Genomic DNA, 13,717 nt, shown 5'->3' with positions numbered 1-13,717 from the left:
GTTCACGCAACACCAAAGTTGTTTTAGTCAACGGAGTATTACATGTCCAGAAGGCTTCGCAGAACCAAAATCGTAACGACCTTAGGCCCGGCAACCGATCGTGATAACAACCTTGAAAAGGTGATCGCCGCAGGCGCTAACGTGGTACGTATGAACTTCTCTCACGGTACCCCGGAAGATCATCAGATTCGCGCGGATAAAGTCCGTCAGATCGCGGCAAAACTGGGCCGTCATGTGGCCATCCTCGGCGATCTGCAAGGCCCCAAAATTCGCGTATCCACCTTCAAAGAAGGCAAAATTTTCCTTAATATCGGCGACAAATTCCTGCTTGATGCAGAGCTGGGCAAAGGCGAAGGCGACAAAGAGAAAGTCGGTATTGATTATAAAGGCCTGCCGGCGGATGTCGTGCCAGGCGATATCCTGCTGCTGGACGATGGCCGCGTACAGCTGAAAGTCATCGAAGTTAAGGGTCTGAAAGTGTTCACCGAAGTCACCGTCGGCGGACCGCTGTCAAACAATAAAGGTATCAACAAACTGGGTGGCGGCCTGTCCGCCGAAGCGCTGACTGAGAAAGACAAGGCTGACATCGTCACCGCGGCGAAAATCGGCGTTGATTACCTGGCCGTCTCCTTCCCACGCTGTGGCGAAGACCTGAACTATGCCCGCCGCCTGGCGCGCGAAGCCGGCTGCGATGCGAAGATCGTCGCGAAAGTTGAGCGTGCGGAAGCGGTTTGCGATCAGGACGCAATGGACGACGTAATTCTGGCCTCTGACGTGGTGATGGTTGCCCGTGGCGACCTTGGCGTTGAAATCGGCGACCCGGAGCTGGTGGGGATCCAGAAAGCCCTGATTCGCCGCGCTCGTCAGCTGAACCGTTCGGTCATCACCGCGACTCAGATGATGGAGTCGATGATTACTAACCCGATGCCAACCCGCGCGGAAGTCATGGACGTCGCTAACGCCGTCCTCGACGGTACCGATGCCGTGATGCTCTCAGCGGAAACCGCCGCCGGTCAGTATCCGTCAGAAACCGTGGCCGCTATGGCGCGCGTCTGTCTGGGCGCCGAAAAAATCCCAAGCCTCAACGTCTCCAAACATCGTCTGGATATCCAGTTCGATAACGTTGAAGAGGCGATTGCCATGTCAGCGATGTATGCGGCGAACCACCTGAAAGGCGTCACCGCGATCATCACCATGACCGAGTCCGGTCGTACCGCGCTGATGACTTCACGCATTAGCTCTGGCCTGCCCATTTTCGCCCTCTCCCGCCATGAACGTACGCTGAACCTGACCGCCTTGTATCGCGGCGTGACGCCGGTTCACTTCGACAGCACCAACGACGGCGTCGCGGCGGCGCACGATGCGGTGAATCTGCTGCGCGATAAAGGCTATCTGGTCTCCGGTGACCTCGTTATCGTGACCCAGGGTGACGTGATGAGCACCATCGGCAGCACTAACACCACGCGTATTCTGACCGTCGAGTAATACCGACCTCGTGGTGAACGCCCAACCTGCCAGCATCATGCTGGCAGGTTTTTTTTATCCGTAATCAGACAATCCAACTCAGCAGCAACGTCGCGGCAATCACCGTTGAGGCGCCGCCAATACGGGTGGCAATCTGTGCAAACGGCATCAGCGACATGCGATTCGATGCCGAGAGTATCGCCACATCCCCGGTGCCGCCCAGCCCACTGTGGCAGCTGGTCACAATCGCCGCTTCAACAGGATACATATTCAGCCGGGAAGCGATGAAAAATCCGCTTAACGCCATGGCAATCACGATGGAACCGCAAACCACGACGTAGCCAATCGAGAAGACGGAAACCACGCTCTCCAGAGGGACATATAGCATCCCAAGGCCGATCATCAGCGGCCAGACGAGGGCTGCGGACACAAATTTGTAGCAGCTATGCGCCCCCAGCTCCATCGCTGCGGGGATAATTTTGGTGTATTTGCACAGAACGGCGGCCAGAATCATCAATACCGGTCCCGGGATGTGCAGCACTTTCTCCAGCAGCCCGCCAACGATGAAAAATGCGCAGATCATTAGCAGCCCGGCCCCCATCAGCTGGAAATCGGTGGGCTGCCCTCCCTGAGACTGCGAGAAAACGTGGTTATCATCATGGCTGCGAATTAACATGCCATCGCCGGACAGCGCCGGGCGGCGGACGCCCAGGCGAGCCAGAAAGCCTGCGCAGATAATGGCGAAGATATTCCCCACCACCGCAGCTGGCGCCAGCTGTGCCACATACACGTCCGGCGTTTGCCCAAGGATCGCAGAATATGCCAGCGACAGCGGCAGGATGCCTTCCCCAATACCGCCGCCGATAATCGGCACAATAATAAAGAAAAAGGTATGGTACATGCTGTAGCCAAACAGGCTTCCCACCAGCAGCCCCGTCGCGATCGCCGCTCCGGTCCCCACAACCAGCGGAACGAACATACGCACCATTCCCTGGATAAGAATGGTTCTGTTCATTCCCAGAATACTGCCAACCACCAGACAGGCGATGACAAAATAGAGTAAATTGGCCTCTTTCATCAACAGATGCACGGTGCCCAGAGTGTGGGGATCAAATACCCCGAAATAGACCAGTACCGACGGCATCATCAGACACAAAATGGCCGGGCCGCCGATATCTTTAAGCACCGGCACCATTCGCCCGATTTTGGCCAGCGCGAATCCCAGGGTCATAATGACCGCCAGCCCGCCAATCATGTTCTTTGGCAACAGTCCCGCCATTGATGAGACGGCGACAATCATTGCAATACCGACAAACAGCGTTAAAGGTACGGCGCCGACATCAACGTTGGATAAGAACCGCGGAGTTTGCCCACTCGAGTGCGTTTGTTCTACCGGATGGTTGAGTGAATTATTTTTCATGTTTCACCTGAATTGTGATAGATGGCGTAGGATCGAGGCGCAATATTAAAATTGCGCAGTCAAATAAAAATAAAAAGAAACAAAAAATGAAGAAACATTCGAATTAAAACCACGTAAACGGTAGCACAGGAATTTTCGCTAAAAAAGAAAACAACGTTCTCCGTTCACGACTTTGTGACTGAGTTAGAAACTCCCTTTTAAGTAATTTAAATTATTACGCCGTAGTTAAAGTTATTGGTTACGACATTGCGTTATCGACAGCCATGAAAAACAAGGAGTTAATCTCCGCACCGCTATTTGTAAGTAAAGTTCCCAAGGCGAAATTATTTAAATACCCGCCATTGTGATTTCAATCACCTTTCATTCCATAGGGGATCGTTAGATTAAAAACCACAAGCAACCCTACACCCTATTTTCAGGATAATTTATGCCTACGCTGCTATTGCAATCATTGTTCCCATTAGTTTTTATCATGTTACTCGGTTGGCTCAGCGGTAAGTTAGGCTATACCCGTCGTGAAGATGCTTCGGTGTTAGCCACCGTGGTCATTCGGTTTGCTCTGCCCTTCCATCTTTTTATTGGCGCGTTAAATACCAACCCGGATAAAATTAAAAACTTCGCCTTTATGGCCGTATTAGTGATTGGCCTGATGGGGTCTTATTTCCTTACTCTGCTGATCTCGCGCTATGTATTCCGCCATGACATCAAAACCAGCGCGATCCAGTCCCTGGTGTGCGCATTTCCTGATATGGCCTATTTCGGTGCGCCGGTCCTTGCCGTCCTGATTGGACCCGAAGGCTTTCTGGGCGTGCTTATCGGCAACTTAATCACCAGCGTGTTCATGATTCCCCTGACGATAATCCTGATTCGGATGGGCGATAAACATGCCGCTGGCGATGGCGAGGAGATTCATGCTGGTAAGCTGATTGTGCAAAACCTGCTGAAAGCCATAAGAAATCCAATCGTCTGGATCCCTATCTCAGGGGTGCTGCTGAGCCTTGCTGGCGTACAGCTTCCCCATATGCTCAGCATGCCGATTGAAATGGTCGGGAAAATTGCCGGCGGCCTGTCGCTGTTTGCTCTTGGCCTGCTGTTTTATGGCGAACGCCCGACGGTTAATATTCAGACCTGCACCAACATCAGTATTAAAAATCTGATTCAGCCCGCCATGATGGCCGCGGCAGGCCTGGCTTTTGGTCTTAGCCACACGCTGATGCAGCAGGTTATTATCATTGGCGCAACCCCTTCAGCCATCGCCGCCGGTATGTTTGCACTGCGCAGCGATACGTATATTGAGCCGGCCTCATCCTCTATTTTACTCGGCACCGCCATTGGCGTGGTCACCGAAGGGATCATGATTTATTTAATTTCTTAATTACCGTCTCAGGGCAACATTTCTATCAAGTTAAAACCTGTTTTTATTTAAACAATGTTCAGGAGTCATCAAATGTTAGTCAAAGAAACATTATATACCCCTTATAATGGCGCAGTCCTGCTGGAAAATCCGCTGTTAAATAAAGGGCTCGCATTTACCGAGGGGGAAAGAACGGCGTTTAATCTCCAGGGATTGCTTCCGCATAATGTTGAAACTATCGAAGAACAAACGGAGCGCGCGTGGAAGCAGTTCAGTGAATTTAAGCGCGATATTTCCCGGCATATCTATCTGCGGAATATTCAGGATACTAACGAGACACTATTTTATCATTTACTGCGTCGTCATATGAAAGAGATGCTGCCGGTGATTTATACGCCAACCGTCGGAGAAGCCTGCGAACACTTCTCTGAAATTTATCGTCGCGGCCGCGGTCTGTTTATTTCCTGGCCTAACCGCCATCACATTGACGAGATGCTGCAGGGCTTCTCGCGCAACGATATTCAGGTGATCGTCGTCACCGACGGCGAGCGTATTCTTGGTCTGGGCGATCAGGGCATCGGCGGGATGGGTATTCCGATCGGTAAACTCTCGTTGTATACCGCCTGCGGCGGCATTCATCCCGCCGCGACGCTGCCAGTGATGCTGGACGTCGGGACCAACAATGCGAAGCTCCTTGAAGACCCGCTGTATATGGGCTGGCGTCATCCGCGCATTAACGACGATCAGTATATGGAGTTTATGGATATGTTTGTCGATGCGGTAAAACGTCGCTGGCCGCATGTCCTGCTGCAATTCGAAGATTTTGCCCAGAAGAATGCCAGCCGCCTGCTTAATCGCTATCGCAACCAGCTGTGCTGTTTCAACGATGATATCCAGGGAACCGCTGCCGTCACGACAGGTACGCTGATTGCCGCCGCCGCGGTGGCAGGTACCCGTATGCGCGACCAGCGCGTTGTCTTCCTCGGCGGCGGTTCCGCCGGCTGCGGTATTGCTGAAAAAATTATTGCGCTGATGGTTGATGATGGTTTGTCGGAGGAAGAGGCCCGCAGCAAAGTCTTCATGGTCGATCGTTTTGGTTTACTGACCGATGAGATGCCCAATCTGCTCGATTTTCAGCAACGCCTCGTGACGCCGCGGGACACTACTGCCCACTGGGATGTCACGTCTGCCAACCTGTCGTTGATGGATGTCGTGCGCAATGTGCACCCGACCGTGCTCATTGGCGTATCCGGCCAGCCGGGTCTGTTCAGCGAAGAGATTATCAAAGAGATGCACCGCCACTGCCCGCGGCCAATCGTGATGCCGCTCTCTAACCCAACTTCCCGCGCCGAAGCGCAGCCGAAAGAGTTGCTTGAATGGACTCAGGGTAACGCGCTGATCGCCACCGGCAGCCCGTTTGAACCGGTGTTCTGTCAAGGTGCGACTTACGATATCGCTCAGTGCAACAACGCCTATATTTTCCCGGGACTGGGGCTAGGCATCCTGGCGACCAAAGCAGAACGCGTCACCGAAGCCATGCTGATTACCTGCAGTAAAACGCTGGCGGCGCACTCGCCGTTAGCCACAACCGGAAAAGGCGGATTATTACCCCCGGTAGAAGAGATTGAGATGATTTCCCGGGCCATTGCCCTTGATGTCGCTCTGGTGGCCCAGGCCGAAGGCGTCGCCGCAAAACTCAGCGAGGAAGAGCTGATCGCCAATATTGATAAAACCTTCTGGCACGCGCGTTACACCTCCTATAAGCGTTCATCGCTATAGCGACACGTCTCTTCATTAATCCTGCGGGAAGCATCGAGGCGTCGACTCCCCTGCTTCCCGATAGTCAAAGGAACCACGCATGTTCAATGTGCTTATTGTGGATGATGATTCGATGGTTGCGGAGCTGAACCGGCTGTTTATCAGCAGGGTCGCCGACTTTCGCTGCTGCGGTATCGCCTCAACGCTGGCGGAAGCTGAGCAGATGCTGAACCATTTGCCACCGATCGATTTGGTTCTGCTGGATGTGTACATGCAGCGAGAGAACGGGCTGGATCTGCTGCCCACCCTGCGTACGAGCGCCCGCAGCATCGATGCGATCATGATTACTTCCGCCGCCGATGCGGCAACCGTCCAGACGGCAATGCGCTATGGCGTGGTTGATTATTTAATTAAACCGTTTCAGTTCCCGCGCTTTGAAGAGGCGCTGCTGACATGGCGTAAACGACGCGAGCTGCAGCGCGCCAAATCCCGCTACGAGCAGTCCGATGTTGACGATTTACTGCGCAGCGGTATTCAGCGCCCGGATAACGCCCGCCGCTTACCTAAGGGATTAACGCCGCAAACGCTGCGCCTGGTATGCCAATGGATCGATACCCATCAGGAGAGTGCCTTCTCGACAAATGAGATCGCCACCGCGCTGCAAATCTCCAGAGTTTCGTGTCGTAAATATTTAATCTGGCTAGAAAAAACGGGGATTCTCTTCACCAATAACCACTATGGTCTCACCGGCAGACCGGAATACCGCTATCGGTTGATTAGCGAACATATCGCTTTACTCAGACAATACAGCCAATGAACCCGACAGGTTCATTGGCTCTCTTTTGCTACGTCGGTGCAGGAACAGGCGGGCGCTATTTCTTTTTCGGGAAGAGCTCTTTGCGCTTATAAGGCTCGATTTCCCCCGGTTTACGCGTCTTCAGCAACTTGAGGATCCAGGTATATTGCTCGGTATGCGGCTTGACGAAAATCTCGACCTCTTCGTTCATCCGCCGCGCGATCGTGCGATCATCGGCGTCCAGCAGGTCATCCATCGGCGGACGCACCAGCACCGTCAGACGATGAGTTTTCCCATCATAGACCGGAAACAGCGGCACCACGCGCGCACGGCAGACTTTCATCAGCCGGCCAATCGCCGGCAGGGTGGCTTTATAGGTCGCGAAGAAATCGACGAATTCGCTGTGCTCGGCGCCGTGATCCTGGTCGGGCAAATAGTAGCCCCAGTAGCCCTGGCGGACCGACTGGATAAACGGTTTAATGCCATCGTTACGCGCGTGCATGCGCCCGCCAAAGCGACGTCTGACGGTATTCCACACGTAGTCGAAGACCGGATTCCCCTGGTTATGGAACATTGCCGCCATTTTCTGACCGCCCGAGGCCATCAACATGGCTGGAATATCCACCCCCCAGGCGTGCGGCACCAAGAAGATCACCTTTTCGTTATTGCGCTGCATCTCTTCGATGATCTCTTTGCCCTGCCAGTCGACGCGGGAAAGAATATGAGCAGGATCCCGCAGACCCAGCTCGGCCATCATGACCATCGCCTGCGGTGCCGACATATACATTTCATCGATAATTGCCTCGCGCTCCTGCTCGCTCTTTTCCGGGAAGCAATACAGCAGGTTTATCTGCGCACGCCGGCGCGAGCTTTTCGCCAGCCGACCCACCGCCCGTCCCAGTTTACCGAGGATCGGATCGCGAAAAGAGGGAGGCGTCAGAGCGATACCGGCAAACGCAAAAACCCCCAGCCAGGCGCCCCAGTAGCGCGGGAGTAAAAAGGATTTTTCAAACTTTGGAATAAACTCAATATTATTTTTTTTCGTTTCCATGCCCAGTCCACAGCCGTACTGCATAAAAAAGATAATGGGGTAATCCCGTCAAACCGCAAGTTGCAGCCTCAGAAGCCGTAAGACGACTTATTGTGGGTATAGTTTAGCGATACGACGGGGAACCTACAAAAGAAAAAGCCGGCGCGCGACAGGCACCGGCTTGCATTGACATCCTGCTAGTCAAACCGCAGCTGCGGGATGACCTCTTTGACCTGCGCCAGATAATCGGTGCGATCGGAACCGCTCAACCCTTCGGTACGCGGCAGTTTCGCCGTTAATGGGTTCACGGCCTGTTGGTTAATCCACACTTCGTAGTGCAGATGCGGACCGGTAGAACGGCCGGTGTTACCCGACAGCGCAATACGATCGCCGCGCTTCACTTTCTGCCCCGGTTTCACCAGCAGTTTACGCAGGTGCATATAGCGAGTGGTATAGGTGCGACCATGGCGTACGGCCACATAGTATCCCGCCGCGCCGCTGCGCTTAGCGACCACGACTTCACCATCGCCGACCGCAAGAACCGGCGTCCCCTGCGGCATAGCAAAATCGACGCCGCGGTGCGGCGCCACGCGCCCGGTCACCGGATTCAGGCGACGCGGATTAAAGTTCGAAGAGACGCGGAACTGGCGTGCCGTCGGGAAGCGCATAAAGCCCTTCGCCAGACCGGTACCGTTACGATCGTAGAACTTACCGTCTTCCGCACGAATCGCGTAGTAATCCTTGCCTTCTGAACGCAAACGCACGCCCAGCAGCTGGCTCTGTTCCCGTTTACCGTCAAGCATTTCGCGCGACATCAGTACCGAGAACTCATCGCCTTTTTTCAGCTTGCGGAAGTCCATCTGCCACTGCATCGCTCGGATCACCGCGCTGACTTCCGTACTGGTTAACCCGGCTTCACGAGCGCTGGCAACAAAGCTGGCGCCCACGGTGCCTTTCAACACGTTGTTGACCCAATCCCCTTTCTGCAGCTCGCTGCTCATTTTAAAGCCGTTCGCAACCCGGGTATAGGTGCGGGTTTCACGGCGCGACATTTCCCATGTCAGACTTTGCAAATCCCCCTCTGCCGTTAAGGTCCACGAGAGCTGTTGACCAATTTTCAGGTTTCGCAACTCTTTGTCGGCTGAGGAGAGCTGGGCGATATCGCCCATATCGATGCCGTACTGGTTGAGGATGCTGCTCAGCGTATCGCCAGTGGAGACCACATATTCGTGGCCGCCTGACTCACTGTCGGCTTTATCATCCAGTTCATCCTGAGGAATGGCTTCTTCTTCCTGCGGCGCCTGGTCGATAGGTTCGGAGGCTTCCGGCAGCAGAGAGCGGATTTCGCTTTTTTCCAGCTCAATCGTCCTGACGATAGGGGCGGATTCTGGATGGTAGATATAGGGTCGCCAGACGGCGACCGCTAATGTCAGAACGCTCAACGACCCCAGCATGACGCGGTGAGGTCGTGGCAAATTGTTGAATGCCTGAGTGACAGCGCGGGCTATCTGTTGCACGTATTCACTTCCTCGTTAATCTCCTTTCAGGCAGCTCGAATACTGTTTCGCCAGTTGGTCGAGGAACTGCGGGTAACTTTCTTTACCCAGCTTAATCCCGGTACCGAGAGGGTCCAGAGTCCCCATGCGCACAGAGGTGCCCCTGGCAACAGCTTCTATAACGGCTGGCCTGAACTGTGGCTCAGCAAAAACGCACGTTGCTTTTTGCTCAACCAGCTGTGTTCTGATTTCGTGTAAACGCTGCGCACCGGGCTGTATTTCAGGGTTTACGGTAAAATGCCCCAGAGAGGTCAGACCGTAGTGTTTTTCAAAGTAGCCATAGGCATCATGAAAAACGAAATACCCTTTTCCTTTCAGCGGTGCGAGCTCGTTACTCACCTGCTTATCGGTTGAGGCTAATTTTGCCTCAAATTCTTTCAGGTTAGCGTCAAGTTTGGCTCGACTCTGCGGCATAAGTTCCAATAATTTATCGTGGATTGCAACCGCTGAAAGCCGCGCTATCTCTGGGGATAACCACAGATGCATATTGTAAACACCATGATGGTGATCGCCGTCACTATTTTCACCTGCGGCGTGTTCGTGGCCATGATCGTCATCGTCGTCATCCGCCCCTTTCATGAGCAGCGGTTTCACGCCGGCAAGCTCAGCGATGGTCACCTTTTTATTCGACGCAATGCTTTGCGTTGACTTGTCCATGAACGCTTCCATCTCTGGACCAATCCAGACCACTAAGTCTGCGTTCTGTAAGCGTTTTGCATCGGAAGGACGCAGTGAATAATCATGCTCTGAGGCACCGTCAGGCAGGAGCACCTGGGTCTCCGTGACTCCATCCGCGATAGCGGAAGCGATAAAGCCTAAGGGTTTCATTGAGGTAACCACGGCAGCATTCGCCGTAGAGGTCTGAGCGAACAAAAAAACGGCGCTAAGTCCAGCGCAAAGAAGCGTATTTTTATGTAACATAATGCGTCTAGTCATCGTAATGAATGAGAAAGATGTGATATTATAACATTCACTCGCTTGTGCAACCCCTAATTTGACATGACAAATCTTGTAACTCTCGAAAACGTCTCGGTCGCCTTCGGCCAACGACGCGTACTGTCTGACATTTCGCTGACGCTAAAGCCCGGCAAAATTTTGACCTTACTCGGCCCTAATGGCGCAGGCAAATCCACGCTCGTGCGGGTGGTTCTTGGACTGGTAGCACCGAGTGACGGTGTTATCAAGCGCGAGAACAATCTGCGGATTGGCTACGTCCCGCAAAAACTGCATCTGGATGCCACGATGCCGCTGACCGTCAGCCGGTTCATGCGCTTACGTCCCGGCACCCGCAAGCAGGACATCCTGCCGGCGCTGAAACGTGTCCAGGCCGGGCACCTGATTGAAGCGCCGATGCAAAAACTCTCCGGTGGCGAAACCCAGCGCGTGCTGCTGGCCCGGGCCCTGCTGAACCAGCCGCAGCTGCTGGTGCTGGATGAACCCACGCAGGGCGTCGACGTTAACGGGCAGGTTGCCCTGTACGATCTGATAAACCAGCTGCGCCAGGAGCTTGATTGCTCGGTGCTGATGGTCTCCCACGACCTGCATCTGGTGATGGCAAAAACCGATGAGGTGCTGTGCCTGAATCAACATATTTGCTGTTCCGGCACCCCGGAAGTGGTCTCCACGCATCCGCAGTTTATCTCGATGTTTGGCCAGCGTGGGGCGGAACAGCTGGGAATCTATCGTCACCATCATAATCACCGCCATGACCTGCAGGGGCGGATCGTACTGCGTAGGGGAAATGAGCGCTGATGATTGAACTTCTGTTACCCGGCTGGCTGGCCGGGATGATGCTTGCCTGTGCGGCAGGCCCGCTCGGGTCGTTTGTGGTCTGGCGCCGGATGTCCTATTTCGGCGATACCTTAGCGCATGCCTCTTTGCTTGGCGTGGCCTTCGGGCTGTTGCTTAACGTCAATCCGTTTTATGCGGTGATCGCCGTGACCTTAATGCTGGCAGGCGGTCTGGTGTGGCTGGAAAAACGTCCGCATCTGGCGCTCGATACCTTATTGGGGATTATGGCGCACAGCGCGCTGTCGCTTGGTCTGGTGGTGGTTAGCCTGATGTCGAATATTCGCGTCGACCTGATGGCCTATCTGTTTGGCGATTTACTGGCGGTAACGCCGGAAGATTTGATCTCTATCGCCATTGGCGTGGTGATTGTGCTGGCTATCCTGCTCTGGCAGTGGCGCAACCTGCTGTCGATGACCATCAGCCCCGATCTGGCGTTTGTCGATGGCGTGAAGCTGCAGCGGGTGAAACTGCTGTTAATGCTGGTCACCGCGCTGACCATTGGCGTCGCCATGAAGTTCGTCGGCGCGTTGATTATTACCTCGCTGCTGATCATTCCTGCCGCCACGGCGCGCCGCTTTGCCCGTACGCCGGAGCAGATGGCCGCCGCTGCCGTTGGTGTGGGGATTATCGCGGTGACCGGTGGACTGACCTTCTCGGCGTTTTACGACACCCCCGCCGGCCCGTCCGTGGTGCTGTGCGCCGCGCTGCTGTTTATCTTCAGCATGATGAAAAAATCGGCCGCCTGAGCCGCGCCCTCTTCCCCGGTCGCGGCGAGTTGACCGGGGTCCTCATCCCTGCCCTGCCGGAACAAGCTCACCGCTCATCTGCCGGCAGCCAGGTTACGGCATTGCCGGCGGCGTAATACCGAAGTGATTCCAGGCGCGTACCGTCGCCATACGCCCACGCGGCGTACGCTGCAAAAAGCCTTGCTGGATCAGATACGGTTCCAGAACATCTTCGATAGTTTCCCGCTCTTCGCCAATCGCCGCCGCCAGGTTATCCAGGCCGACGGGGCCGCCGAAGAATTTATCGATGACCGCCAGCAGAAGTTTGCGGTCCATATAGTCGAACCCTTCCGCATCAACATTCAGCATGTCCAGCGCCTGAGCGGCAATCTCCAGCGAAATGGTGCCATCATGGCGCACTTCGGCAAAGTCACGTACCCGGCGCAGCAGGCGGTTGGCGATACGCGGCGTGCCGCGCGCGCGGCGGGCCACCTCCAGCGCACCTTCGTCGCTCATTTCCAGCCCCATAAAGCGCGCGCTGCGGCTGACGATATGCTGCAGGTCAGGAACCTGGTAAAACTCGAGGCGCTGTACAATCCCGAAACGGTCACGCAGCGGCGAAGTTAATGACCCCGCGCGCGTCGTGGCGCCAATCAGGGTAAACGGCGGCAGATCGATTTTGATCGACCGCGCCGCAGGCCCTTCGCCGATCATAATATCCAGCTGATAGTCTTCCATTGCCGGATACAGCACCTCTTCCACTACCGGCGAGAGGCGGTGTATTTCATCAATAAACAGCACATCGTGGGGTTCGAGGTTGGTGAGCATGGCGGCCAGGTCACCCGCCTTCTCAAGCACCGGACCGGAGGTGGTTCGCAGGTTGACGCCCATCTCATTGGCGACGATGTTTGCCAGCGTCGTCTTTCCCAGCCCCGGTGGACCAAAGATCAGCAGGTGATCGAGCGCGTCCCCGCGCAGCTTTGCCGCCTGGATAAAAATCTCCATTTGCGAACGCACCTGCGGTTGACCGACATACTCTGCCAGCAATTTCGGGCGGATTGCGCGGTCGGCCGTCTCTTCAAACCCGGCGCTGTCTGCCGATACCAGCCTGTCTGCTTCAATCATCCCTTACCTCACAACGCGGCGCGGAGCGCTTCGCGAATTAGCATTTCACTGTTGGCATCCGGGCGAGCGATTTTACTCACCATCCGGCTGGCCTCCTGAGGTTTATAGCCCAGCGCCACCAGCGCAGCAACCGCTTCCTGCTCCGCATCGTCATCAGACGGACCCGCCGGTGAAGTCAGCACCAGATCCGTCGCCGGCGTAAACAGATCGCCGTGCAGACCTTTGAACCGGTCTTTCATTTCAACAATCAGACGCTCAGCGGTTTTCTTACCGATACCCGGCAGTTTCACCAGGGCAGCCAGCTCCTCGCGCTCTACGGCGTTAACAAACTGCTGCGCCGACATACCGGAGAGGATCGCCAGCGCCAGCTTTGGCCCGACGCCGTTGGTTTTAATCAGCTCTTTGAACAGGGTGCGTTCCTGCTTGTTATTAAAACCATAGAGTAGCTGCGCATCTTCGCGAACGACAAAATGGGTAAAAACGATGGCCTCGTTGCCCACATCCGGCAGTTCATAAAAACAGGTCATTGGCATATGTACTTCATAGCCCACGCCTCCCGTTTCCAGTAATACAAGCGGGGGTTGTTTTTCGAGAACGATGCCTCTGAGTCTGCCTATCACATGGAGCTCCTGCGTTAAGGGCTAAAGTATCTGCGGTATCATAAAAAAAGGCTGGATGAATATCCAGCCTGATTTGAC

At 54.8% G+C, this 13,717-nt stretch carries 12 protein-coding genes; 6 read left to right on the top strand and 6 right to left on the bottom strand.

Annotated features, from left to right (window positions below; genetic code table 11):
* The first annotated feature begins 42 nt into the window (after positions 1–42).
* Positions 43–1,485, top strand: a complete 1,443-nt coding sequence (pyk, locus tag DSD31_RS09355; RefSeq protein WP_004864005.1) for a pyruvate kinase — start codon at positions 43–45, stop codon at positions 1,483–1,485.
* 64 nt (positions 1,486–1,549) lie between these two features.
* Here the strand turns inward: pyk and DSD31_RS09350 are convergent, their stop codons facing one another.
* Entirely contained in the window at positions 1,550–2,884 is a 1,335-nt protein-coding gene (locus DSD31_RS09350; protein WP_004864007.1) for a 2-hydroxycarboxylate transporter family protein, read from the bottom strand.
* Between the two features lie 427 nt (positions 2,885–3,311).
* On the opposite strand from DSD31_RS09350, the gene DSD31_RS09345 reads away from it, so the two are divergent.
* From DSD31_RS09345 to dcuR, 3 genes are all read left to right on the top strand, one after another.
* A complete protein-coding gene (locus DSD31_RS09345) occupies positions 3,312–4,259 on the top strand; it encodes an AEC family transporter (protein WP_044347111.1) in 948 nt (315 codons plus the stop codon).
* Between the two features lie 72 nt (positions 4,260–4,331).
* Positions 4,332–6,017, top strand: coding sequence for an NAD-dependent malic enzyme (locus tag DSD31_RS09340; RefSeq protein WP_004864014.1), 1,686 nt, complete (start codon positions 4,332–4,334; stop codon positions 6,015–6,017).
* A gap of 79 nt (positions 6,018–6,096) precedes the next feature.
* The gene (dcuR, locus tag DSD31_RS09335) at positions 6,097–6,813 is read left to right on the top strand and encodes a two-component system response regulator DcuR (protein ID WP_004864016.1); all 717 of its coding nucleotides are present in this window, start codon (positions 6,097–6,099) and stop codon (positions 6,811–6,813) included.
* Positions 6,814–6,868: 55 nt separating this feature from the next.
* Here the strand turns inward: dcuR and lpxM are convergent, their stop codons facing one another.
* From lpxM to znuA, 3 genes are all read right to left on the bottom strand, one after another.
* Positions 6,869–7,843, bottom strand: coding sequence for a lauroyl-Kdo(2)-lipid IV(A) myristoyltransferase (lpxM, locus tag DSD31_RS09330; RefSeq protein WP_004864019.1), 975 nt, complete (start codon positions 7,841–7,843; stop codon positions 6,869–6,871).
* Between the two features lie 176 nt (positions 7,844–8,019).
* A complete protein-coding gene (mepM, locus tag DSD31_RS09325; protein WP_004864022.1) occupies positions 8,020–9,339 on the bottom strand; it encodes a murein DD-endopeptidase MepM in 1,320 nt (439 codons plus the stop codon).
* 15 nt (positions 9,340–9,354) lie between these two features.
* Positions 9,355–10,299 carry a zinc ABC transporter substrate-binding protein ZnuA gene (gene znuA, locus DSD31_RS09320; RefSeq protein WP_032717095.1) on the bottom strand — a complete coding sequence of 315 codons (945 nt, stop codon included), beginning with the start codon at positions 10,297–10,299 and terminating at the stop codon, positions 9,355–9,357.
* Between the two features lie 78 nt (positions 10,300–10,377).
* On the opposite strand from znuA, the gene znuC reads away from it, so the two are divergent.
* Together znuC and znuB are read left to right on the top strand one after the other, a co-directional pair.
* Complete coding sequence (znuC, locus tag DSD31_RS09315) at positions 10,378–11,130, top strand: zinc ABC transporter ATP-binding protein ZnuC (RefSeq protein ID WP_004864029.1); 753 nt, start codon at positions 10,378–10,380, stop codon at positions 11,128–11,130.
* Positions 11,130–11,915 (top strand): zinc ABC transporter permease subunit ZnuB, encoded by a 786-nt coding sequence (znuB, locus tag DSD31_RS09310; protein ID WP_004864032.1) that lies wholly within the window; start codon positions 11,130–11,132, stop codon positions 11,913–11,915. Before znuC ends, znuB begins: the two co-directional genes overlap by 1 nt.
* A 93-nt stretch (positions 11,916–12,008) precedes the next feature.
* Here the strand turns inward: znuB and ruvB are convergent, their stop codons facing one another.
* A complete protein-coding gene (gene ruvB, locus DSD31_RS09305) occupies positions 12,009–13,019 on the bottom strand; it encodes a Holliday junction branch migration DNA helicase RuvB (protein WP_004864035.1) in 1,011 nt (336 codons plus the stop codon).
* An 8-nt stretch (positions 13,020–13,027) separates the two neighbouring features.
* The gene (gene ruvA, locus DSD31_RS09300; protein WP_004864039.1) at positions 13,028–13,639 is read right to left on the bottom strand and encodes a Holliday junction branch migration protein RuvA; all 612 of its coding nucleotides are present in this window, start codon (positions 13,637–13,639) and stop codon (positions 13,028–13,030) included.
* Positions 13,640–13,717: the final 78 nt, after the last annotated feature.

The sequence above is a fragment of the Klebsiella sp. X13 genome (assembly GCF_003323835.1).
Taxonomy (GTDB): domain Bacteria; phylum Pseudomonadota; class Gammaproteobacteria; order Enterobacterales; family Enterobacteriaceae; genus Klebsiella; species Klebsiella ornithinolytica.
The sequence above is the reverse complement of the archived record's forward strand: the minus strand, read 5'-3'. Positions and strand labels throughout refer to the sequence as shown.